This window comes from Agromyces cerinus subsp. cerinus (assembly GCF_900142065.1).
GTDB classification, from domain to species: domain Bacteria; phylum Actinomycetota; class Actinomycetes; order Actinomycetales; family Microbacteriaceae; genus Agromyces; species Agromyces cerinus.
Map to the genome: position 1 here is coordinate 790536 of NZ_FSRJ01000002.1, position 19814 is coordinate 810349.

27 protein-coding genes are annotated in these 19814 nt (G+C 68.3%); 26 read left to right on the forward strand and 1 reads right to left on the reverse strand.

What is annotated here, in order from left to right; translation table 11 throughout:
* The 26 genes from rpsQ (at nucleotide 1) to glmM (ending at nucleotide 18779) form a co-directional block, all read left to right on the forward strand.
* Entirely contained in the window at nucleotides 1-303 is a 303-nt protein-coding gene (gene rpsQ / locus BUR99_RS09675; protein ID WP_074260110.1) for a 30S ribosomal protein S17, read from the forward strand.
* Nucleotides 304-336: 33 nt separating this feature from the next.
* Nucleotides 337-705 carry a 50S ribosomal protein L14 gene (rplN, locus tag BUR99_RS09680; protein ID WP_056652970.1) on the forward strand — a complete coding sequence of 123 codons (369 nt, stop codon included), beginning with the start codon at nucleotides 337-339 and terminating at the stop codon, nucleotides 703-705.
* A 2-nt stretch (nucleotides 706-707) separates the two neighbouring features.
* On the forward strand, nucleotides 708-1067 hold the full coding sequence (gene rplX / locus BUR99_RS09685) for a 50S ribosomal protein L24 (protein ID WP_074260111.1): 360 nt from the start codon (nucleotides 708-710) through the stop codon (nucleotides 1065-1067).
* A complete protein-coding gene (gene rplE, locus BUR99_RS09690) occupies nucleotides 1067-1654 on the forward strand; it encodes a 50S ribosomal protein L5 (protein WP_074260112.1) in 588 nt (195 codons plus the stop codon). The genes rplX and rplE overlap by 1 nt, the downstream gene beginning before the upstream one ends.
* A 129-nt stretch (nucleotides 1655-1783) precedes the next feature.
* On the forward strand, nucleotides 1784-2182 hold the full coding sequence (rpsH, locus tag BUR99_RS09695; RefSeq protein WP_056010852.1) for a 30S ribosomal protein S8: 399 nt from the start codon (nucleotides 1784-1786) through the stop codon (nucleotides 2180-2182).
* A gap of 4 nt (nucleotides 2183-2186) precedes the next feature.
* Nucleotides 2187-2723 carry a 50S ribosomal protein L6 gene (rplF, locus tag BUR99_RS09700; protein ID WP_074260113.1) on the forward strand — a complete coding sequence of 179 codons (537 nt, stop codon included), beginning with the start codon at nucleotides 2187-2189 and terminating at the stop codon, nucleotides 2721-2723.
* A gap of 2 nt (nucleotides 2724-2725) precedes the next feature.
* Complete coding sequence (gene rplR, locus BUR99_RS09705; RefSeq protein WP_056010846.1) at nucleotides 2726-3085, forward strand: 50S ribosomal protein L18; 360 nt, start codon at nucleotides 2726-2728, stop codon at nucleotides 3083-3085.
* Entirely contained in the window at nucleotides 3082-3783 is a 702-nt protein-coding gene (gene rpsE / locus BUR99_RS09710) for a 30S ribosomal protein S5 (RefSeq protein ID WP_074260114.1), read from the forward strand. The genes rplR and rpsE overlap by 4 nt, the downstream gene beginning before the upstream one ends.
* Nucleotides 3783-3968 carry a 50S ribosomal protein L30 gene (rpmD, locus tag BUR99_RS09715; protein WP_074260115.1) on the forward strand — a complete coding sequence of 62 codons (186 nt, stop codon included), beginning with the start codon at nucleotides 3783-3785 and terminating at the stop codon, nucleotides 3966-3968. Before rpsE ends, rpmD begins: the two co-directional genes overlap by 1 nt.
* Nucleotides 3968-4651: a 50S ribosomal protein L15 gene (gene rplO, locus BUR99_RS20545; RefSeq protein WP_074260116.1), complete on the forward strand. Its 684-nt coding sequence runs from the start codon at nucleotides 3968-3970 to the stop codon at nucleotides 4649-4651. The genes rpmD and rplO overlap by 1 nt, the downstream gene beginning before the upstream one ends.
* A 115-nt stretch (nucleotides 4652-4766) precedes the next feature.
* Entirely contained in the window at nucleotides 4767-6086 is a 1320-nt protein-coding gene (secY, locus tag BUR99_RS09725; protein ID WP_074260117.1) for a preprotein translocase subunit SecY, read from the forward strand.
* Entirely contained in the window at nucleotides 6083-6700 is a 618-nt protein-coding gene (locus BUR99_RS09730) for an adenylate kinase (protein ID WP_074260118.1), read from the forward strand. Before secY ends, BUR99_RS09730 begins: the two co-directional genes overlap by 4 nt.
* 8 nt (nucleotides 6701-6708) lie before the next feature.
* A complete protein-coding gene (gene map / locus BUR99_RS09735) occupies nucleotides 6709-7536 on the forward strand; it encodes a type I methionyl aminopeptidase (protein WP_074260119.1) in 828 nt (275 codons plus the stop codon).
* Between the two features lie 177 nt (nucleotides 7537-7713).
* Entirely contained in the window at nucleotides 7714-9396 is a 1683-nt protein-coding gene (ptsP, locus tag BUR99_RS09740; protein ID WP_074260120.1) for a phosphoenolpyruvate--protein phosphotransferase, read from the forward strand.
* A 189-nt stretch (nucleotides 9397-9585) separates the two neighbouring features.
* The gene (gene infA, locus BUR99_RS09745) at nucleotides 9586-9807 is read left to right on the forward strand and encodes a translation initiation factor IF-1 (protein WP_021759551.1); all 222 of its coding nucleotides are present in this window, start codon (nucleotides 9586-9588) and stop codon (nucleotides 9805-9807) included.
* Nucleotides 9808-9878: 71 nt separating this feature from the next.
* The gene (rpmJ, locus tag BUR99_RS09750) at nucleotides 9879-9995 is read left to right on the forward strand and encodes a 50S ribosomal protein L36 (RefSeq protein ID WP_005050492.1); all 117 of its coding nucleotides are present in this window, start codon (nucleotides 9879-9881) and stop codon (nucleotides 9993-9995) included.
* Nucleotides 9996-10161: 166 nt separating this feature from the next.
* On the forward strand, nucleotides 10162-10542 hold the full coding sequence (gene rpsM / locus BUR99_RS09755; protein WP_074260121.1) for a 30S ribosomal protein S13: 381 nt from the start codon (nucleotides 10162-10164) through the stop codon (nucleotides 10540-10542).
* A 32-nt stretch (nucleotides 10543-10574) separates the two neighbouring features.
* Entirely contained in the window at nucleotides 10575-10973 is a 399-nt protein-coding gene (rpsK, locus tag BUR99_RS09760; protein WP_022889749.1) for a 30S ribosomal protein S11, read from the forward strand.
* Between the two features lie 138 nt (nucleotides 10974-11111).
* Nucleotides 11112-12098, forward strand: coding sequence for a DNA-directed RNA polymerase subunit alpha (locus BUR99_RS09765; protein WP_022893850.1), 987 nt, complete (start codon nucleotides 11112-11114; stop codon nucleotides 12096-12098).
* A gap of 50 nt (nucleotides 12099-12148) precedes the next feature.
* Nucleotides 12149-12676: a 50S ribosomal protein L17 gene (gene rplQ, locus BUR99_RS09770; protein WP_074260122.1), complete on the forward strand. Its 528-nt coding sequence runs from the start codon at nucleotides 12149-12151 to the stop codon at nucleotides 12674-12676.
* Nucleotides 12677-12762: 86 nt separating this feature from the next.
* Nucleotides 12763-13800: a GNAT family N-acetyltransferase gene (locus BUR99_RS09775; protein ID WP_074260123.1), complete on the forward strand. Its 1038-nt coding sequence runs from the start codon at nucleotides 12763-12765 to the stop codon at nucleotides 13798-13800.
* A 136-nt stretch (nucleotides 13801-13936) separates the two neighbouring features.
* Nucleotides 13937-15238 carry an acyltransferase family protein gene (locus BUR99_RS09780; protein WP_074260124.1) on the forward strand — a complete coding sequence of 434 codons (1302 nt, stop codon included), beginning with the start codon at nucleotides 13937-13939 and terminating at the stop codon, nucleotides 15236-15238.
* Between the two features lie 10 nt (nucleotides 15239-15248).
* A complete protein-coding gene (gene truA, locus BUR99_RS09785) occupies nucleotides 15249-16241 on the forward strand; it encodes a tRNA pseudouridine(38-40) synthase TruA (RefSeq protein WP_084183873.1) in 993 nt (330 codons plus the stop codon).
* A 174-nt stretch (nucleotides 16242-16415) separates the two neighbouring features.
* Nucleotides 16416-16862: a 50S ribosomal protein L13 gene (rplM, locus tag BUR99_RS09790; RefSeq protein ID WP_056010815.1), complete on the forward strand. Its 447-nt coding sequence runs from the start codon at nucleotides 16416-16418 to the stop codon at nucleotides 16860-16862.
* A gap of 43 nt (nucleotides 16863-16905) precedes the next feature.
* Nucleotides 16906-17391 carry a 30S ribosomal protein S9 gene (rpsI, locus tag BUR99_RS09795; RefSeq protein WP_074260125.1) on the forward strand — a complete coding sequence of 162 codons (486 nt, stop codon included), beginning with the start codon at nucleotides 16906-16908 and terminating at the stop codon, nucleotides 17389-17391.
* Nucleotides 17392-17414: 23 nt separating this feature from the next.
* On the forward strand, nucleotides 17415-18779 hold the full coding sequence (gene glmM, locus BUR99_RS09800) for a phosphoglucosamine mutase (protein WP_074260126.1): 1365 nt from the start codon (nucleotides 17415-17417) through the stop codon (nucleotides 18777-18779).
* Between the two features lie 53 nt (nucleotides 18780-18832).
* On the opposite strand, the gene coaA is transcribed toward glmM, so the two are convergent.
* Nucleotides 18833-19789: a type I pantothenate kinase gene (gene coaA, locus BUR99_RS09805; RefSeq protein WP_074260127.1), complete on the reverse strand. Its 957-nt coding sequence runs from the start codon at nucleotides 19787-19789 to the stop codon at nucleotides 18833-18835.
* Nucleotides 19790-19814 lie beyond the last annotated feature (25 nt).

Below are 19814 nucleotides of genomic sequence, written 5' to 3' on the forward strand. Positions count from 1 at the left end.
ATGGCTGAGACCAAGAAGGCTTCGGCCGAGGTCGACACCGCGGCCGAGCTCGTCCGCGGCTACCGCAAGGTTCGTCGCGGCTACGTCGTCAGCGACAAGATGGACAAGACCATCGTCGTCGAGGTCGAGGACCGCGTGAAGCACCCGCTGTACGGCAAGGTCATCCGCCGTACCTCGAAGGTCAAGGCGCACGACGAGCTGAACACCGCCGGCATCGGCGACCTCGTCGTGATCAGCGAGACCCGTCCCCTCTCCGCCACGAAGCGCTGGCGCCTCGTCGAGATCGTCGAGAAGGCCAAGTAAGCCTCGGGCTTACTTGAAAGAAGGAGATTCAAAGTGCTTCAGCAGGAATCACGAGTCAAGGTCGCCGACAACACCGGCGCCAAGGAGCTGCTCACGATCCGCGTCCTCGGTGGCTCGAAGCGCCGGTACGCCGGCCTCGGTGACACCATCGTCGCGACCGTCAAGGACGCGATCCCCGGCGGCAACGTCAAGAAGGGCGATGTGGTCAAGGCCGTCATCGTCCGCACCGTCAAGGAGACCCGTCGTCCCGACGGCTCCTACATCAAGTTCGACGAGAACGCCGCAGTGATCCTGAAGAACGATGGTGACCCCCGCGGCACCCGTATCTTCGGACCGGTCGGTCGCGAGCTTCGCGACAAGAAGTTCATGAAGATCATCTCGCTGGCACCGGAGGTTATCTAGTCATGGCCAACATCAAGAAGGGTGACCTCGTTCAGGTCATCTCGGGCCGCAGCCAGGCTCGCGGCGGAGACCGTGGCAAGCAGGGCAAGGTCCTCGAGGTGCTCGTCGCCGAGAACCGCGTCGTCGTCGAAGGCATCAACTTCGTGACGAAGCACGTTCGCGTCGGCCAGACGCAGCGCGGCTCGAAGACCGGCGGCATCGAGACCGTCGAGGCCCCGATCCACGTCTCGAACGTCGCACTCGTCGACCCCGAGTCGAAGAAGCCGACCCGCGTCGGTTTCCGCATCGAGACCGTGACGAAGGACGGCGTCGAGAAGACCGTCCGCGTCCGCTACGCAAAGAAGTCAGGTAAGGACCTGTAATGACCGACACGGCTACGCAGGCTGGCAAAATCCAGCCGCGCCTGAAGACCAAGTACCGGGACGAGATCTCGAAGACCCTCACCGAGGAGCACGGCTACACCAACGTGCACCAGGTTCCGGGTCTCGTGAAGATCGTCGTGAACATGGGTGTCGGCGAGGCCGCGCGCGATGGCAAGGTCATCGACGGCGCGATCGCCGATCTCACCAAGATCACCGGCCAGAAGCCGCAGGTCACCAAGGCTCGCAAGTCCATCGCGCAGTTCAAGCTGCGCGAGGGCCAGCCGATCGGTGCCCACGTCACGCTTCGCGGCGACCGCATGTGGGAGTTCCTCGACCGCCTGCTCTCGCTCGCACTGCCCCGTATCCGCGACTTCCGCGGTCTCTCGGACAAGCAGTTCGACGGCACCGGCAACTACACCTTCGGTCTCACGGAGCAGTCGATGTTCCACGAGATCGACCAGGACAAGATCGACCGCGTCCGCGGCATGGACATCACTGTGGTGACCACGGCCAAGACGGACGAAGAGGGCCGCGCGCTGCTCAAGCAGCTCGGCTTCCCCTTCAAGTCGGCCGAGTCCGCCAACTGAACCCCGGATGCTGCGGGCGCACGCCCGCAGCATCCGACCCGGTCTCCCGCATCCGTGGAAGACCGACACCACAGGTCATCGCTCGTGTAACGGGCGCTGAAACCTGGTGAACGTAAGGAAACACTCGTCATGACGATGACCGACCCGGTCGCTGACATGCTGACCCGTCTGCGGAACGCGAACTCCGCACACCACGACTCCGTGTCGATGCCCAACTCCAAGCTCAAGGCGAACATCGCCGAGATCTTGAAGAAGGAGGGCTACATCGCGGACTTCGAGCTGACCGATGCTCGCGTGGGCAAGACGCTGACGCTGCAGCTCAAGTTCGGCCCCAACCGCGAGCGTTCGATCGCTGGCATCAAGCGCGTCTCCAAGCCCGGCCTCCGCGTCTACGCGAAGTCGACGGAGCTCCCCAAGGTGCTCGGCGGCCTCGGCGTTGCCATCCTGTCCACCTCCAGCGGTCTGCTCACCGACCGTCAGGCCGAGAAGAAGGGCGTAGGCGGAGAAGTCCTCGCCTACGTGTGGTAGTTCCATGTCACGAATCGGACGTCTCCCCATCGACATCCCCGCGGGCGTCGAGGTCAAGATCGACGGCCAGGCCGTTTCGGTGAAGGGCCCGAAGGGCGAGCTCGCGCTCACCGTCGCCGCCCCCATCGAGGTCAAGCTCGAAGAGAACCAGGTTCTCGTCACACGCCCCGACGACGAGCGCACCTCGCGCTCGCTGCACGGCCTCACGCGTACCCTCATCGCCAACCAGATCATCGGCGTGACCCAGGGCTACTCCAAGGGGCTCGAGATCGTCGGAACCGGTTACCGCGTCGCGCAGAAGGGCTCGTCGCTCGAGCTCGCGCTCGGTTTCTCGCACCCCGTCGTCGTCGACGCACCCACCGGCATCACGTTGACCGTCGAGGGCAACAACAAGATCACGGTCGCGGGCATCGACAAGCAGGCGGTCGGCGAGGTCGCCGCGAACATCCGCAAGATCAAGAAGCCCGAGCCGTACAAGGGCAAGGGCATCCGCTACGCCGGCGAGGTCGTGCGTCGCAAGGCCGGAAAGTCAGGTAAGTAATCATGGCTGTGAAGACCAAGACGGCAGCGCGTTCGCGCCGCCACACCCGCCTTCGCAAGAAGGTCGTCGGCACCGAGCTGCGCCCGCGCCTCGTCGTCACCCGCTCGGCACGTCACGTGTTCGTGCAGGTCGTCGACGACAGCAAGGGCCTGACCGTCGCCAGCGCCTCGACCATGGAGGCAGACCTCCGTGTGTTCGACGGTGACAAGACCGCCAAGGCCAAGAAGGTCGGCGAGCTCGTCGCAGAGCGTGCGAAGAAGGCCGGCATCGAGTCCGTCGTCTTCGACCGCGGCGGCAACAAGTACGCCGGTCGTGTCGCAGCGATCGCCGATGGAGCGCGAGAGGCAGGGCTCAACCTGTGAGCGAGAACACTACGAAGGAGACCGAGGTGACCGCAGAGGCACCCGTCGAGACGGCAGCAGCTTCGGAGCCGGCTCGGAACGAGCGCGACAACCGTCGCGGCGGCGGTCGTGACCGCAACCAGGGTGGCCGCGACCGCGGTGGCCGTGACGCCGAGAAGAGCCAGTTCCTCGAGCGCGTCGTGACCATCAACCGCGTGTCGAAGGTCGTCAAGGGCGGCCGTCGCTTCAGCTTCACGGCGCTCGTCGTCGTGGGTGACGGCAACGGACTCGTCGGCGTCGGCTACGGCAAGGCGCGCGAGGTCCCGACTGCGATCTCGAAGGGCGTCGAGGAGGCGAAGAAGAACTTCTTCCGCGTCCCCCGCGTCGGAGCCACCATCCCGCACCCCGTCCAGGGTGAGGCCGCAGCCGGCGTCGTCCTGCTGCGCCCGGCTTCGGCCGGTACCGGTGTCATCGCCGGTGGACCCGTGCGTGCGGTGCTCGAGTGCGCCGGCATCCACGACGTGCTGAGCAAGTCGCTCGGCTCGTCGAACACCATCAACATCGTGCACGCCACGGTCGCCGCCCTGAAGGAGCTCGAAGAGCCCCGTGCAGTCGCAGCCCGTCGTGGCCTCGCCTACGACGAGGTCGCTCCGGCCCGTCTGCTGCGTGCCGAGGCCCAGGCGGCCGAGGCCGCCGCAGCAGCGAAGGCAGGTGCCTGATGGCCAAGCAGCTGAAGGTGACCCAGATCAAGTCCAAGGTGAGCGAGAAGCAGTACCAGCGCGACACGCTGCGCAGCCTCGGACTCAAGCGCATCGGTGACTCGGTGATTCGCGAGGACAACTCGCAGAACCGCGGCTACGTGAACACCGTCGCGCACCTCGTGAAGGTTGAGGAGATTGACTAATGGCTGACGAGAAGAAGGACGTCGCCGCCGAAGCCCCCAAGAAGGCTCCGGCGAAGAAGACGGCCGACAAGCCCGCCGCCGCGAAGGCAGCCCCCAAGGCTGCCGCCGAGAAGAAGGCCCCCGCCAAGGCCACCGCAGCGAAGGCCGACTCGGCCGCCGCTGAGAAGGCTCCGGCGAAGAAGGCCCCCGCGAAGGCTGCGTCCTCCAAGACGGCCGCTGCCAAGGCGGACGTCGCGGAGAAGCGCGAGCAGGTGCTGAAGGTTCACCACCTCCGCCCCGCTCCCGGCGCCAAGAAGGACAAGACCCGCGTCGGACGCGGTGAGGGTTCGAAGGGCAAGACGGCAGGTCGCGGTACCAAGGGCTCGAAGGCTCGCAACAACATCCGCCCCGGGTTCGAGGGTGGCCAGCTTCCGTACCACATGCGTGCGCCGAAGCTCCGCGGCTTCAAGAACCCGTTCCGCGTCGAGTACCAGGTCGTGAACCTGGAGAAGCTCGCCGAGCTGTACCCGAAGGGCGGCGACGTCACGATCGCCGACCTCGTCGAGAAGGGCGCCGTTCGCAAGAACGAGCGCGTCAAGGTTCTCGGCAACGGTGACATCCAGGTGAAGCTCAACGTCGCGGTCGACAAGGTCTCCGGCTCGGCCGAGCAGAAGATCGTCGCCGCTGGCGGCTCGGTCAAGTAGACCGGAAACAGCACCGATTGCACGAGCCAGTCGGGACCTCGCGTATGATTCACGGGGGTCTCGACTGGCTCGAGCCGCATATGGACTGACTCCACACGGAGCAACAGGAGGACGAGTGTTCAACGCCATCGGGCGGATCTTCCGCACGCCGGATCTTCGCCGCAAGCTCGGCTTCACGCTGGGCATCGTCGCCCTGTTCCGGCTGGGTTCGTTCATTCCCGCGCCATTCGTGGACTTCGGCAACGTTCAGGCGTGTCTCGCCGCCAACCAGACGGCCACGGGTCTCTACGACCTCGTGAACCTCTTCTCGGGCGGCGCACTGCTCCAGTTGTCGATCTTCGCGCTGGGCATCATGCCCTACATCACGGCGTCGATCATCGTTCAGCTGCTGCGCGTCGTGATCCCTCACTTCGAGACGCTGTACAAAGAGGGTCAGGCCGGCCAGAGCCGCCTCACCCAGTACACCCGGTACCTCACGATCGCCCTCGGCGTGCTCCAGTCGACCACGCTCATCACGGTCGCCCGCTCCGGCGCGCTCTTCCCCTCGAGCGCCCCCGAGTGCTCGCAGCTCATCACGAACGACGCCTGGTACGCGATCCTCCTCATGGTCATCACCATGACCGCCGGTACCGGCCTCATCATGTGGATGGGCGAGCTCATCACCGAGCGCGGCATCGGCAACGGCATGTCGCTCCTCATCTTCACCTCCATCGCCGCGACGTTCCCCGGCTCGCTCTGGGCCATCGGCATCGCACGCGGCTGGGACGTCTTCGCGATCGTGCTCGCCATCGGACTCCTCGTCGTCGTCGCCGTCGTGTTCGTCGAGCAGTCGCAACGGCGCATCCCGGTGCAGTACGCCAAGCGCATGGTCGGCAGGCGCACCTACGGTGGCAACAACACCTACATCCCGATCAAGGTCAACATGGCGGGCGTTGTGCCGGTCATCTTCGCCTCGTCGCTGCTCTACCTGCCGGCGCTCATCGCGCAGTTCAACACCCCGGCGGCGGGCGAGCAGCCCCAGGCCTGGGTCACCTGGATCACGAACAACCTGACGCAGGGCGGCCACCCGCTGTACATGCTGATGTACTTCCTGCTCATCGTCGGCTTCACGTACTTCTACGTCGCGATCACCTTCAACCCCGACGAGGTGTCGGAGAACATGAAGAAGTACGGCGGCTTCATCCCCGGCATCCGTGCGGGTCGCCCGACCGCGGAGTACCTCGACTACGTGCTCACCCGCATCACGCTCCCGGGCTCGTTCTACCTCGGCTTCATCGCCCTGATCCCGCTCATCGCATTCGCGATGGTCGGAGCCGACCAGAACTTCCCCTTCGGCGGCGCTTCGATCCTGATCATCGTCGGCGTCGGCCTCGAGACGGTCAAGCAGATCGACGCCCAGCTCCAGCAGCGACACTACGAAGGACTTCTCCGATGACGGCTTCCGCTACCGGCTCAGCTCGCTTCCTGATCGTCGGCCCCCAGGGTTCCGGCAAAGGGACGCAGGGTGTGCTCGTCGCGGAGGCGTTCGGAGTGCCCCAGGTCGCCACCGGAGACATCTTCCGCGCGAACGTGGCAGGCGGCACCGAACTCGGCAAGCGCGTCCAGGCGATCATCGAAGCCGGTGACCTCGTTCCCGACGAACTCACGAGCGAGCTCGTGCGCGATCGACTCGAGCAGGCGGATGCCGCGGGCGGCTTCCTCCTCGACGGGTACCCGCGCAATCGCGGTCAGGTCGACGACCTCGACGCGTTCCTCACTGGTCGCGGCGAGGCGCTCGACGCGGTGATCGAGCTCGTGGTGCCCCGCGAGGAGAGCATCGGTCGCCTGAAGCAGCGCGCGACCGACCAGGGTCGCACCGACGACACCGAAGAGGTCATCGCGAACCGCCTGGCGATCTACGAGCGCGAGACCGCACCGATCCTCGACGTGTACCGCGACCGTGGTGCCGTCGTGCGCATCGACGGCGTCGGCACGCTCGACGAGGTGACCGAGCGCATCTTCTCGGCGCTCGCCGCACGAGGGCTCGCGCCCAACGGCGTCTCCGCCTGAGCCGTTCGGTGTTCCGACGGTCCATCTACAAGTCGCCTGCCGAGCTCCGCTCGATGCAGGCGGCCGGTGAGCTGACCGCTGCGGCACTCGCGGAGGCGCGCCGACTGCTCGTCCCGGGCGCGACGCCCCTCGACCTCGATGCGGCTGCCGAGCGTGTGATCCGCGAGGGCGGCGGCGTGCCGAACTTCCAGCTCGTGCCCGGATATCGGCACACACTGTGCGTCTCGGTCGACGACGACGTCGTGCACGGCATCCCCGGAGACCGCCCGTTCCGTGCCGGCGACATCGTCTCGGTCGACGGCGGCGCGGAGGTCGCCGGCTGGAACGGCGATGCGGCGTTCACCGTCGTGCTGCCGGATGCCGAGCGGCCCGACGTGGTCTCCTCCCGTGGCGAGCTGAGCCGGGTCACCGAGGACGCCCTGTGGCTCGGCATCGCCACGCTGGCGCGCGCCACGCACCTCAACGAGGTCGGCGCCGCGATCGAGGACTTCGTCCACGGCGAGGGCGCGTACGGCATCCTCACCGACTACGTCGGTCATGGCATCGGGCGCACGATGCACGAGGAACCGCCCGTCTTCAACTACCGCGTGGATCGTCGCGGACCGGCGGTCAAGCCCGGGCTCGTCGTGGCGATCGAGCCGATGATCGTCGGCGGGTCCGTCGACACGTTCACGCGCGACGACGACTGGACCGTCACCACCTCCGACGGTTCGGACTCCGCGCACTGGGAGCATTCCGTCGCGGTGCACGCCGACGGCATCTGGGTGCTCACCGCCGCCGACGGCGGGGCCGCAGGGCTGGCGCGGTTCGGGGTGCGCCCCGCCCCCATCGCCTGATCCACTGGGCCGGCACGCCGCTTCGCGCGTCGGGTGAGGCTTCGACCAGAAACGCCGTGGTGCGTACGGTGTCGGGTGGCTCTCGGCCCGCCGGTCGCCGCCACGAACCTCTCGGCGCCCGCTCGGCAGGCGGCTAGGGTGAATGCAGAACGGATACTCGCAACGGAGGCCGGGCGGATGAGGGAGATCACAGGGACCGGGATCGGCCAGGGCGTGGCCATCGGCCCGGTCGTGCGGATGGCTGAACGACTGCCGGAGCCCGCCGATACGGCGAGCACGCTCGATCCGGAGCGGGAATCGACACGGGCCGGGGATGCGCTGTCCGCCGTGGCCGCCGAGCTGTCGCGTCGTGGCGCGATGGCCGGCGGAGCGGGCAAGGACGTGCTCGAGGCGCAGGCCATGATGGCCCAGGATCCGAGTCTCGTCGACCTCGTCGATGCGAAACTGGCGGAGGGCGCCACGGCGGAGCGCGCGGTCTTCGAGGCGTTCGCGTCGTATCGACGACGGCTCACGGAGATGGGCGGTTACCTGGGGGAGCGGGCCGCCGATCTCGACGACGTCTCCCAGCGGGTGATCGCAGAGCTGATGCAGGTGCCGGCGCCGGGCGTGCCGGACCCTGGCCATCCGTTCGTGCTCGTCGCACACGACCTCGCTCCCGCCGACACCGCGCTGCTCGACCTCGACCGGGTGCAGGCGCTCGTGACCGTCGAGGGCGGTCCCACCTCGCACACCGCCATCCTCGCCCGCGAGAGGTCGCTCGTCGCCGTCGTCGGTGCTGCGGACGCCGCGCGGCTCGTCGACGGCGACACCGTCGTCGTCGATGCAGCCAGGGGCCTCGTCATCGTGTCGCCCTCCGACGAACAGCTGTCGGGTGCGCGAGCCCGGATCGAGGAGCGTGCCGCGTCGGCTGCGGCACCGTCGGCACCGGGCGCGCTCGCGGACGGCACGCCGGTGCCGCTGCTCGCGAATCTCGGCTCCGTCGATGACGCGGCCGAGGCCGTGCGCCTCGGCGCGGAGGGCGTCGGGCTCTTCCGCACCGAGTTCCTCTTCCTCGGCGCCGACGTCGCCCCGAGCGTGCGGGAGCAGCAGGTCGAGTACGCACGGCTGCTCGCCGCGTTCCCCGGGCGGAAGGTCGTGGTCCGCGTGCTCGACGCCGGTGCCGACAAGCCGCTCGCCTTCGTCAACGATGCGCCCGAGGCGAACCCCGCACTCGGGCTGCGCGGCATCCGAGCGCTCCGACATGCCGAGGCGATCCTGCGCGACCAGCTGACCGCGCTCGCGGCCGCCGCCTCGGAGACGGAGGCCGAACTGCAGGTCATGGCCCCGATGATCGCGACCGTCGAGGAGACGCGCTACTTCGTGGGGCTCGCGAAGGAGCTCGGCATCGACGTCGCCGGCGTGATGGTCGAGACGCCGTCGGCGGCGCTGATCGCCGACCGTGTGCTTGCGGCGGCCGACTTCGCGTCGATCGGCACGAACGACCTCACGCAGTACACGATGGCCGCCGATCGCCTGCTCGGCACCGTGGCGACGCTGCAGGACCCGTGGCACCCCGCGGTGCTGCGCCTCATCTCCGAGGTGGGTGCGGCCGGCGTCGCGCTCGGGCGGCCCGTCGGCATCTGCGGCGAGGCCGCTGCGGATCCGCTGCTGGCCGTCGTGCTCGTCGGTCTCGGGGCCACCAGCCTGTCGATGTCGCCCTCGGCGCTCGCCGACGTCCGTGCCTCGCTGAAGCGATTCGGTGCCGACGACGCGAGAGCCCTCGCCCGGGCCGCACTCTCGGCCGAGGACGCGGCGGCGGCGCGAGCGGCGGCGGGGTCGCTCGCGGCCGAGATCTCCGCGCGGGGCGGATCAGGGGCGTAGTGCGACGCACCGGCCCGGGCCGTCTGCGCGCTCGACTGGCGAAAACGCTCGGAATCACCTAGAGTTGACCCTTGGTGTTCTGCACGCCTGCTTCGGCATGCCTGACGGCCTCTGAATTCAGGGGACTCGGGCTCGGCGAGCGGAACCATCGCACGACCAGCATCCCAAACTCCAAGCGATAGTGAGGCTATGGCCAAGAAAGACGGCGTCATCGAGATTGAAGGCTCGGTTGTCGAGGCCCTCCCGAACGCGATGTTCCGGGTGGAACTCACGAACGGCCACAAGGTCCTCGCGCACATCTCAGGAAAGATGCGCCAGCACTACATCCGCATCCTCCCCGAGGACCGCGTGATCGTCGAGCTGAGCCCATACGACCTGACGCGCGGCCGCATCGTCTACCGCTACAAGTAAACGGCTGCTCGGAAAGTAACGGCCCGCGACATCTCGCGGGTACGAGGACAGCGACACATCAAGGAACAATCGTGAAGGTCAACCCCAGCGTCAAGCCCATCTGCGACCACTGCAAGGTGATTCGCCGCCACGGCCGCGTCATGGTCATCTGCAAGTCGAACCCGCGCCACAAGCAGCGCCAGGGCTAGTCACCAGACAAGGGGCGCGCCGCGTGCGTGCCCCTCATCCCACAACTGAATACATCGGCAGCGCCAGAACCGCAGGCATCCACGGATGCCGCGGGGACACCTCGAGTCGGAGGCTCGGGCACCGGCGTTGCTCCACACCTCCACTTCGAATCAGGAGAAGCCACACATGGCACGTCTGGCAGGAGTCGACATCCCGCGCGAGAAGCGCGTGGAGATCGCACTGACTTACATCTACGGCGTCGGCCGCACGCGAGCGCTCACCACGCTCGCCGAGACCGGCATCGACGGAAACATCCGCGTGAAGGACCTCAGCGACGACCAGCTCATTGCGCTGCGCGACTACATCGAGGGCAACTTCAAGGTCGAGGGTGACCTCCGCCGTGAGGTCGCCGCCGACATCCGCCGCAAGGTCGAGATCGGCTCGTACGAGGGCATCCGCCACCGTCGCGGTCTCCCGGTCCGCGGCCAGCGCACCAAGACCAACGCTCGTACCCGCAAGGGCCCGAAGCGCACCGTCGCCGGCAAGAAGAAGCCCGGCCGCAAGTAACCGCTCGTCGCCAGATCTAGGAGATTTCACACATGGCAGCACCCAAGGCGGCTACTCGCAAGCCGCGCAAGAAGGAAAAGAAGAACATCGCCGTGGGCCAGGCCCACATCAAGTCGACGTTCAACAACACGATCGTCTCGATCACCGACACCAACGGTGCCGTGATCAGCTGGGCCTCCTCCGGTGGCGTCGGCTTCAAGGGCTCGCGCAAGTCGACCCCGTTCGCCGCGCAGCTCGCCGCAGAGTCGGCAGCCCGCCAGGCGCAGGAGCACGGCATGAAGAAGGTCGACGTGTTCGTCAAGGGTCCCGGCTCCGGCCGCGAGACCGCGATCCGCTCGCTCCAGGCCGCAGGCCTCGAGGTCGGCAGCATCAACGACGTGACGCCTCAGGCTCACAACGGATGCCGCCCGCCCAAGCGTCGCCGCGTCTGATTCCCTCCCGGTGATCGAGGAGTGGCCCGCTTCTGCCGGGCCCTCCTCGATCGCCGGGACATCCGTTCTCTCACACAACTCAAGATCCTCGTACTCGCAGGTGTCATATAGCGGACACCCTGCCGAAAGGAATCAACAGTGCTGATCGCACAGCGCCCGACGCTCACCGAAGAGAACATCTCGGAGTTCCGTTCGCGTTTCGTGATCGAGCCCCTCGAGCCGGGCTTCGGTTACACCCTGGGCAACTCGCTCCGTCGCACCCTCCTCTCCTCGATCCCCGGCGCGGCCGTGACGAGCATCCGCATCGACGGCGTGCTCCACGAGTTCTCGACGGTTCCGGGTGTGAAGGAGGATGTCACCGAGATCATCCTCAACATCAAGAACCTGGTCGTCTCCAGCGAGCACGACGAGCCGATCACCGCGTACCTGCGCAAGCAGGGTGCCGGTGAGGTCACCGCAGCCGACATCTCCGCTCCGGCGGGCGTCGAGGTGCACAACCCCGAGCTGGTCATCGCGACGCTCAACGACTCGGCGAAGTTCGAGCTCGAGCTCACGATCGAGCGCGGCCGCGGCTACGTCTCGGCCAGCCAGAACCGCAACGAGTACTCCGAGGCCGGCCAGATCCCGGTCGACTCGATCTACTCGCCGGTCCTGAAGGTCACCTACCGCGTCGAGGCCACCCGTGCCGGCGAGCGCACCGACTTCGACCGCCTCGTGGTCGACGTCGAGTCGAAGCCGGCCATCACGCCGCGCGACGCGATCGCCTCGGCGGGCCGCACGCTCACCGAACTGTTCGGTCTCGCCCGCGAGCTGAACACCGCTGCCGAGGGCATCGAGATCGGCCCCGCGCCGGTCGACGCCGTGCTCTCCAGCGAGCTCTCGATCCCGATCGAAGACCTCGACCTCTCGGTGCGCAGCTACAACTGCCTGAAGCGCGAGGGCATCAACACGGTGTCCGAGCTCGTCGCCCTGTCGGAGTCGCAGCTCATGAACATCCGCAACTTCGGCCAGAAGTCGGTGGATGAGGTCAAGGACAAGCTCACCGAAATGGGCCTGTCGCTGAAGGACTCCGTCCCCGGATTCGACGGGGCCCACTTCTACACGGGCTTCGACGACGAGAACTAGGCAGACCTCGCGGTCGCCCACCAACCCCCACCTACTGGAGAGAACGAACCATGCCGAAGCCCACGAAGGGCCCCCGCCTCGGAGGCGGCCCCGCCCACGAGCGGTTGATGCTCGCGAACCTCGCTGCAGCGCTGTTCACGCACAAGCGCATCACCACCACCGAGACGAAGGCCAAGCGCCTCCGTCCGCTGGCCGAGCGTCTGGTGACGTTCGGCAAGCGCGGCGACCTGCACGCGCGCCGTCGCGTGCTCGCCGTCATCGGCGACAAGACCGTCGTGCACGAGCTGTTCACGGTCATCGCCCCCCAGGTCGCCGACCGTGAGGGCGGCTACACCCGCATCACGAAGATCGGCAACCGCAAGGGCGACAACGCGCCCATGGCGGTCATCGAGCTCGTGCTCGAGCCCGTGACCCCGAAGAAGCGCGCCGCGAAGCCGGCCGCTGCCGAGGCGCCCGTCGCCGAGGAGGCTCCGGCCGAGGTCGTCGAGGAGACGACCGAGGTCGAGTCGACCGACGCAGCCGCTGAGGAGACGACCGAGGTCGTCGCCGACGAGGCGGAGGCCGCCGAGGCCAAGTAGCCTCGAGTTCGATCACGAAGGGCCCCGGTGCGAGCACCGGGGCCCTTCGCCGTCTCCGCCGCGAGGCCGCCGTCTAGGCTGGAGCGGTGACCGAGCACGAACTGTCGCCGCTCTTCGAGCGCATCGCATGCCCCGAGACGATGCCGACACTTGCACATCCCGACGTCGAGACATGGCGTCCGGTCGGCGACCACGACCTCGACCTGATCGTCGTGCTCGAGGCGGCCATGGCGGCCGCCGATCATCCGGAGTACGCGCTTCCGCGAGCAGAGCTCGCCGACGACCTCGGGATGTCGTTCGTCGATCGTGAGCGCGACTCGATCGTGGCGCTGGATGCCGACGGCCGTGCGGTGGCCTGGGGACTCGTGCACCACCCGCCGGGGCACGACACCCTCGTGCGCTCGATCCTCGTCGGCGGGGTGCATCCCGAGTGGCGTCGTCGGGGCATCGGCCGCGTCCTTCTCGCCTGGCAGCGAGCGCGTGGCGAACAGCAGCTCGCGGCATCCGATCTGCCGCTTCCGGGGTGGATCATGGGATTCACCGACGATCGTGCGCGCGGAGCCGGCCCGTTGCTCGAGTCGGAGGGCTTCACCGCCGCGCGGTACTTCGCCGGATTGCGCCGCGATCTCGGGGAGCCGGTCGACGACGTCCGCGCCGGCGCGGGCATCCGCGTCGAGGCGCTGCAGGCGACGCGGGCCGACGAGGTGAGGACGGCCCGGAACGACGCCTTCCGCGATCACTGGGGCAGCCAGCCGAGGTCGGAGGAGGAATGGCGCGTCTTCCTCTCGAGCGCGGTGTTCCGCATGGACCTCTCGGTCGTCGCCATCGACGAGGCGAGCGATCGGGTCGTGGGATTCGTGCTGGGCGAGGTGAACGAAGACGACTGGGACGGGCAGGGGTTCTCGAGCGTGCACGTCCCCCTGGTCGGCGTGGTGCGCGGCCACCGCGGACGCGGCGTCGCGAAGGCCCTGCTGGCGGCTCATCTCATCGCCGCAGGAGACGCCGGACTCGAGTACTCGACACTCGAGGTCGACGCTGCGAACCCGACCGGGGCGTTCGCACTGTACGAGGCGATGGGATTCCGTGCGGCGACCACCGAGACCAGTTACACGATCGTGGTCTGAGGCGGCGCGACGAGCCGGGTGCGCACCTCGGCGCTGAGCGAGGTGCACAGCTTCGGTGTGCACGCACTGAGGCCGTTCGCGTTGTGCCACAATCTGTTCTCAGCGCCGCAGTCAACGGTGCTCGAAGAGGAGCATCGTGGCCGCCGTCCGCATCCCGGTCGACCGGGATCTCTCGATCGACTTCGCCCGCGCCTTCTGTCTGCCGATCGTGGTGCTGCTGCACGCGCTGCAGATGGGCATCGGCGGCGACCCGCTGCGGGCGTTCAACGCGCTCGACGGCTTCGAGCCCCTCGCCTGGGCCACCTGGCCGCTCATGATCATGCCCGTCTTCTTCATCTGCGGCGGATTCGCCTCGATCACCCAGTGGCGGCGGCTGCGCGGACACGGAGAGACGGTCTCCCACTACATCCGGATCCGCGCCATCCGTCTGGCGCAGCCGGTGGTCGCGCTCGTCGCCGCGGTCGGAGCGGTGCTCGCGGGCATGCTCCTCGCCGGGGTCGACGCCGAGTTCGTGCGCACCTTCGCAGTGCGGCTCGCCGAGCCGCTCTGGTTCATCCCGGTCTACCTGATCTGCACCGCGTTCGTGCCCACGATGTCGTGGCTCCACCGGCACGCGCCGTGGCCTGCCTATCTCGGGCTCGCGGCGGCGGTCGTCGTCGTCGACGTGCTCGTGCGCGGGTTCGGTGTGCCGGTCGGGGCGCTCAACTGGATCTTCGTCTGGTTGTTCGCGCAGCAGCTCGGGTTCGGGCTCCGCGACGGCTGGTTCGCACGACGGTCGCGGCTCGTGCTCCTCGGCGTCGCGGTCGGGGCGTACGGGGTCATCGGCGTGCTCGTCACCTGGTTCGGCTACTCGCACGACATGCTCGACAACCTCAACCCGCCGACGCTCGCGATCCTCGCTCTCGCCCTCGGCCAGGCGTGCCTGTTCGCGCTCGCGCAGCCGGCCATCCGGCGCATGATGCACTGGCGGCCGATGCTCGGCGCCGTGTTCGTCTTCGGCGTGTACGGCATGGTCATCTACCTCTGGCACACCTTCGCGATGGCGGTCGTGACGGCGTTGCAGTTGCTCTTCGGGCTGCCGTTCCCGCCGGTGCTCTCGCCGGCGTGGTGGGCGACGCGTCCGCTCTGGATCATCGCCATCGCAGTCGTGGTGGCCGGATGCTGCGTGGTCGTGCCGCGTCTCGAAGCGCGCTGGCCCAATCCGGTCGAACGCAGGACCCCGCTCGCAGCGGTGCTGCTCTGGAGCGCGTCCGCCGTGGCCGGCGTCGGCGTGCTGCTCGTGCTGGGATACGTTCCCTGGCAGAACGGGCTGCTGGGCTGGACGCTCGTGACGGTCGCAGTGGTCGCCCTCATCGTCGGAGGTCCGGGCGCGCGGCTGCGGGCTGCAGCGCCGGCCGAGCTTCCGAGCACGGCGGCCGCGTCGGCGCCGCGATCGTAGGCTTGACTGCATGGTCGTCTCCGAATCCGTCGCGTCGCCCGGCACCGGTGGGTATCCGGCCGTTCCAGCGGGCGCCGATGACGGCTGGGTCCGCGTGCGGCTCTCGATCGCGTACGACGGCACCCGCTTCAACGGATGGAGCCGGCAGCCGGGCCTGCGCACCGTCCAGGGCGTCGTCGAGGACGCGCTCGGACTCCTCTTCCGGCGTACCGGCGCGGTACCGCGGTTGACGGTCGCGGGGCGCACCGACGCGGGCGTCCACGCACTGGGGCAGGTGGCGCATTTCGATGTCCCGACCTCCGCCCTCGCCGCGGTGACCCGGGCACGGCGCGGCGATGCGACCGGACGCGGGGCAGCCGATCCCGCCGCGGTGCTGCTGCGACGGCTCACGGGTGTGATCGGGGCGTCCGACGCCGATGTCGTGGTGACGGCCGCCGCGCCGGCGCCCGACGGCTTCGACGCGCGGTTCTCGGCGATGTGGCGGCGGTACGAGTACCGAATCGCCGACTCGGCCGCCGTACGGGATCCGCTCGATCGTCTGCGAACGGTCTGGCACTCGCGCGCGCTCGACACCGAGCGGATGGATGTCGCGGCGCAGACGCTCCTCGGCCTGCACGACTTCGCCGCGTTCTGCAAGCCGCGCGCCGAGGCCACGACCATCAGGACCCTGCAGTCGTACCGATGGCGGCGGGATTCCGGCGGCGTGCTCGTGGCGTCGTTGCAGGCCGATGCGTTCTGCCATTCGATGGTGCGCGCACTGATCGGCGCGGCGGTCGCGGTCGGAGAGGGCCGCCTCGACGTCGAAGCGCCGGCCGCGCTGCTCCAGGCCGGGCAGCGTACGAACGCCTTCATGGTGATGCCGGCGAAGGGCCTCGTGCTGACCGAGGTCGGCTACCCCGACGACCACGAACTCGCGACCCGCGCCGCGCTGACGCGTGCGCGGCGCGAACTGCGCGTGCAGATCGAGGGCGGACTCGCCGACGAGTCAGAGGCGGGGGAGTGAGGGGCGGCCGATTGGACGACCGCGTCTCGACCCGCTAAGCTTGCCCTTTGGTGCCGTCCTCTGCGGCGGCATCCGAAGTTGAGCCCTCCACCAGGGCGTTCGTACGCATCGCGGGCGAACACCCACCGGAGTGGGATTCACGAACCCCTCACTCGATCAGAAAGCAGCACTTCCGTGACGCGCACGTTCACTCCCAAGCCGTCCGACATCCAGCACGACTGGGTCGTCATCGACGCAACCGATATCGTTCTCGGTCGCCTCGCGAGCCACACCGCAGCACTGCTGCGCGGCAAGCACAAGGCGATCTTCGCGAACCACGTCGACACCGGTGACTTCGTCATCATCGTCAACGCCGACAAGGTGGCCCTCACCGGCCAGAAGCTCGAGCAGAAGAAGGCCTACCGCCACTCGGGGTACCCGGGCGGTCTCACGGCTGTCAGCTACGCCGAGCTCCTCGAGAAGAACCCCGTCCGCGCCGTCGAGAAGGCGATCCGCGGCATGCTCCCGAAGAACTCGCTCGGTCGGGCCCAGCTCAAGAAGCTGAAGGTCTACACCGGCCCGGAGCACCCGCACGCGGCCCAGCAGCCCAAGCCGTACACCCTCACCCAGGTCGCCCAGTAATTCCGGCACCCTCGACGTTCTCGAAATAAGGATTCACACCACCATGGCGAAGATCGCAGACCAGATCGAAGCGGCTCCCGAGAGCTACACCACCGAGAGTGCCCCCGAGGCAGCTCCCACGACCCCCCGCGCCGTGCTCAACGTGTCGGGCGCGGCCGTCGGCCGTCGCAAGCAGGCGATCGCCCGCGTGCGCCTCGTTCCCGGCGCCGGCGGCATCACCGTCAACGGCCGCGAGTTCGCGGCCTACTTCCCCAACAAGCTGCACCAGCAGCTCATCACCGACCCGTTCACGGTGCTCGAGCTCGTCGGCTCGTACGACGTGGTCGCGAAGATCACGGGCGGCGGCCCCTCGGGCCAGGCAGGCGCGCTGCGTCTGGCGATCGCTCGCGCACTGAACGAGATCGACCGCGAGAACAACCGCGCGACGCTCAAGAAGTCGGGCTTCCTCACGCGTGACGCTCGCGTCATCGAGCGCAAGAAGGCCGGTCTCAAGAAGGCCCGCAAGGCGCCGCAGTTCTCGAAGCGCTGATCCCAGCGTCCGGTTCTCCGTACATGCCTCGGCTTTTCGGAACCGATGGGGTCCGGGGCCTCGCCAACCGTGAACTCACGGCTGACCTGGCCCTGGGCCTCGCCCAGGCGGCTGCCGCCGTCCTCACCCAAGGGCGCCACGCCGACGAGCTTCGCGCCGCCGGCCGGCGCCCGGTCGCCGTCGTGGCGCGCGATCCGCGCGTCTCCGGCGAGTTCATCACCGCCGCCGTGTCGGCAGGGCTCGCAAGCTCCGGTGTGGACGTGCTCGATGCCGGGGTCATCCCGACTCCGGCGACGGCGTTCCTCATCGACTCGATCCACGCCGACTTCGGCGTGATGATCTCGGCGTCGCACAACCCGGCGCCCGACAACGGCATCAAGTTCTTCTCCTACGGCGGCACGAAGCTGCCCGATGAGGTCGAAGACCGGATCGAGTCATTCCTCGGCAAGCAGAAGCTCGCACCGGTCGGCGACGGCGTCGGTCGCATCCGTCGCTTCGCCGACGCAGAAGACCGCTACGTCGTGCATCTGCTCGGCACGCTGCCGCACCGTCTCGAGGGCCTCAAGGTCGTGCTCGACTGCGCCCACGGCGCTGCGGCCGGCGTCTCGCCCGATACCTTCAGGGACGCAGGCGCCGAGGTCATCGTCATCGGGGCGGACCCCGACGGGATGAACATCAACGACGGGGTCGGTTCGACGCACCTCGAGAAGCTCCAGGCCGCCGTCATCGAACACGGCGCCGATCTCGGCATCGCCCACGACGGCGACGCCGACCGCTGCCTCGCGGTCGACGCCGACGGCGACGTCATCGATGGCGACCGGATCATGGCGATCCTCGCCGTCTCGATGAAGGAGCGCGGCACACTCACCGACGACACCCTCGTGGTGACCGTCATGTCGAACCTCGGCCTGCGCCGCGCGATGGCCGAACACGGCATCCGGGTCGTCGAGACGAAGGTCGGCGACCGATACGTGCTCGAGGCCCTCGCCGCCGAAGGGCTCGCCCTCGGCGGGGAGCAGTCGGGTCACGTCATCATGACCGAGTTCGCCACGACCGGCGACGGGGTGCTGACGGGTCTTCACCTCGCCGCCGAGATGGCGCGTACGGGCAAGACCATGGCCGAGCTCGCCTCGGTCATGACGGTCTACCCGCAGGTGCTCGTGAACGTTCGCGGCGTCGACCACCACGCACTCGCCGACGATGCGGAGATCGCTGCTGCGGTCGCCGCCGTCGAGGCCGAGCTCGGAGACAGCGGCCGCGTGCTGCTGCGCCCCTCGGGCACCGAGCCGATGGTCCGCGTCATGGTCGAGGCCGCCGAGCAGGATGTCGCCGAGCGGCACGCCGCGTCCCTCGCCGACGTGGTGCGCGAGCGACTCGCCATCGCCTGAGACGACGCATCCCCTGCCGGGCGCCCGTGCGCCCGGCAGGGGATGCTGTGCGTTCAGAGCTTGCGGAGGAGCACGCTCGAGACCGTGTGGTCGGAGCCCTTTCGGAGCACGAGTGATGCACGCGAGCGGGTCGGACGGATGTTCTGCAGCAGGTTCGGCTCGTTGATCGAGTGCCAGATCTCGCGGGAACGCGCCCGAGCCTCGGCCTCGGTGAGGCTCGCGAAGCGGTGGAAGTACGAACGCGGATTCGCGAACGCCCCGCGCTGGAGCTTCAGGAACCGCTCCTCGTACCAACGAGCGATGTCGCTCGTGCGCGCGTCGACGTAGATCGTGAAGTCGAAGAGGTCGCTGACGGCGAGACGGTGCCCGGGTCCGGGCGGCTGCAGCACGTTCAGTCCCTCGACGATGAGCACGTCGGGCCGGCGCACGGTGATCTGCGCGTCCTTCACGATGTCGTACGCGAGATGGGAGTAGAAGGGCGCCCGCACCTCCGCCGCCCCGGCCTTGACCTCGCTCACGAAACGGAGCAGGGCCCGGCGGTCGTAGGACTCGGGAAAGCCCTTGCGCGCCATCAGCCCGCGGCGTTCGAGCTCGGCGTTGGGGAAGAGGAATCCGTCGGTCGTGATGAGCTCGACGCGGGGCGTGTGCTCCCAGCGGGCGAGGAGTTCGCGCAGCAGGCGCGCGATCGTGGACTTTCCGACGGCGACGGAGCCGGCCACGCCGATGACGAACGGCGTCGATTCGACGCGCTCGCGGAGGAACTCGCTCGTGACGTTGTGCAGCGACTTCGTGCCGCCGACGTACAGGTTCAGCAGGCGGCTGAGCGGCAGGTAGACCTCGGCGACCTCGCGCGGATCGAGTGGTTCGCCGAGGCCGCGCAGCTGCACGATCTCGGTCTCGCGGAGCGGGGCGGGCATCGACGGCGCGAGCGCGGCCCAATCGGCACGATCGAGCTCGATGAACGGGGAGATGTGCGCCGTGTGCGACGACGGACTCTGCGGATCGGGCACCGTGCCAGTGTAGTCAGGCGGAGCG

Coding starts and splice junctions, on each gene's coding strand:
- ptsP (WP_074260120.1), top strand. CDS start 7,714: ATGAGGGAGATCACAGGGACCGGGATCGGCCAGGGCGTGGCCATCGGC.
- rplF (WP_074260113.1), top strand. CDS start 2,187: ATGTCACGAATCGGACGTCTCCCCATCGACATCCCCGCGGGCGTCGAG.
- rplE (WP_074260112.1), top strand. CDS start 1,067: ATGACCGACACGGCTACGCAGGCTGGCAAAATCCAGCCGCGCCTGAAG.
- glmM (WP_074260126.1), top strand. CDS start 17,415: ATGCCTCGGCTTTTCGGAACCGATGGGGTCCGGGGCCTCGCCAACCGT.
- rpsK (WP_022889749.1), top strand. CDS start 10,575: ATGGCAGCACCCAAGGCGGCTACTCGCAAGCCGCGCAAGAAGGAAAAG.
- truA (WP_084183873.1), top strand. CDS start 15,249: ATGGTCGTCTCCGAATCCGTCGCGTCGCCCGGCACCGGTGGGTATCCG.
- rpsI (WP_074260125.1), top strand. CDS start 16,906: ATGGCGAAGATCGCAGACCAGATCGAAGCGGCTCCCGAGAGCTACACC.
- rplO (WP_074260116.1), top strand. CDS start 3,968: ATGGCTGACGAGAAGAAGGACGTCGCCGCCGAAGCCCCCAAGAAGGCT.
- rpsM (WP_074260121.1), top strand. CDS start 10,162: ATGGCACGTCTGGCAGGAGTCGACATCCCGCGCGAGAAGCGCGTGGAG.
- rplX (WP_074260111.1), top strand. CDS start 708: ATGGCCAACATCAAGAAGGGTGACCTCGTTCAGGTCATCTCGGGCCGC.
- BUR99_RS09730 (WP_074260118.1), top strand. CDS start 6,083: ATGACGGCTTCCGCTACCGGCTCAGCTCGCTTCCTGATCGTCGGCCCC.
- rplR (WP_056010846.1), top strand. CDS start 2,726: ATGGCTGTGAAGACCAAGACGGCAGCGCGTTCGCGCCGCCACACCCGC.
- infA (WP_021759551.1), top strand. CDS start 9,586: ATGGCCAAGAAAGACGGCGTCATCGAGATTGAAGGCTCGGTTGTCGAG.
- rpsH (WP_056010852.1), top strand. CDS start 1,784: ATGACGATGACCGACCCGGTCGCTGACATGCTGACCCGTCTGCGGAAC.
- rpsQ (WP_074260110.1), top strand. CDS start 1: ATGGCTGAGACCAAGAAGGCTTCGGCCGAGGTCGACACCGCGGCCGAG.
- rpmD (WP_074260115.1), top strand. CDS start 3,783: ATGGCCAAGCAGCTGAAGGTGACCCAGATCAAGTCCAAGGTGAGCGAG.
- rplQ (WP_074260122.1), top strand. CDS start 12,149: ATGCCGAAGCCCACGAAGGGCCCCCGCCTCGGAGGCGGCCCCGCCCAC.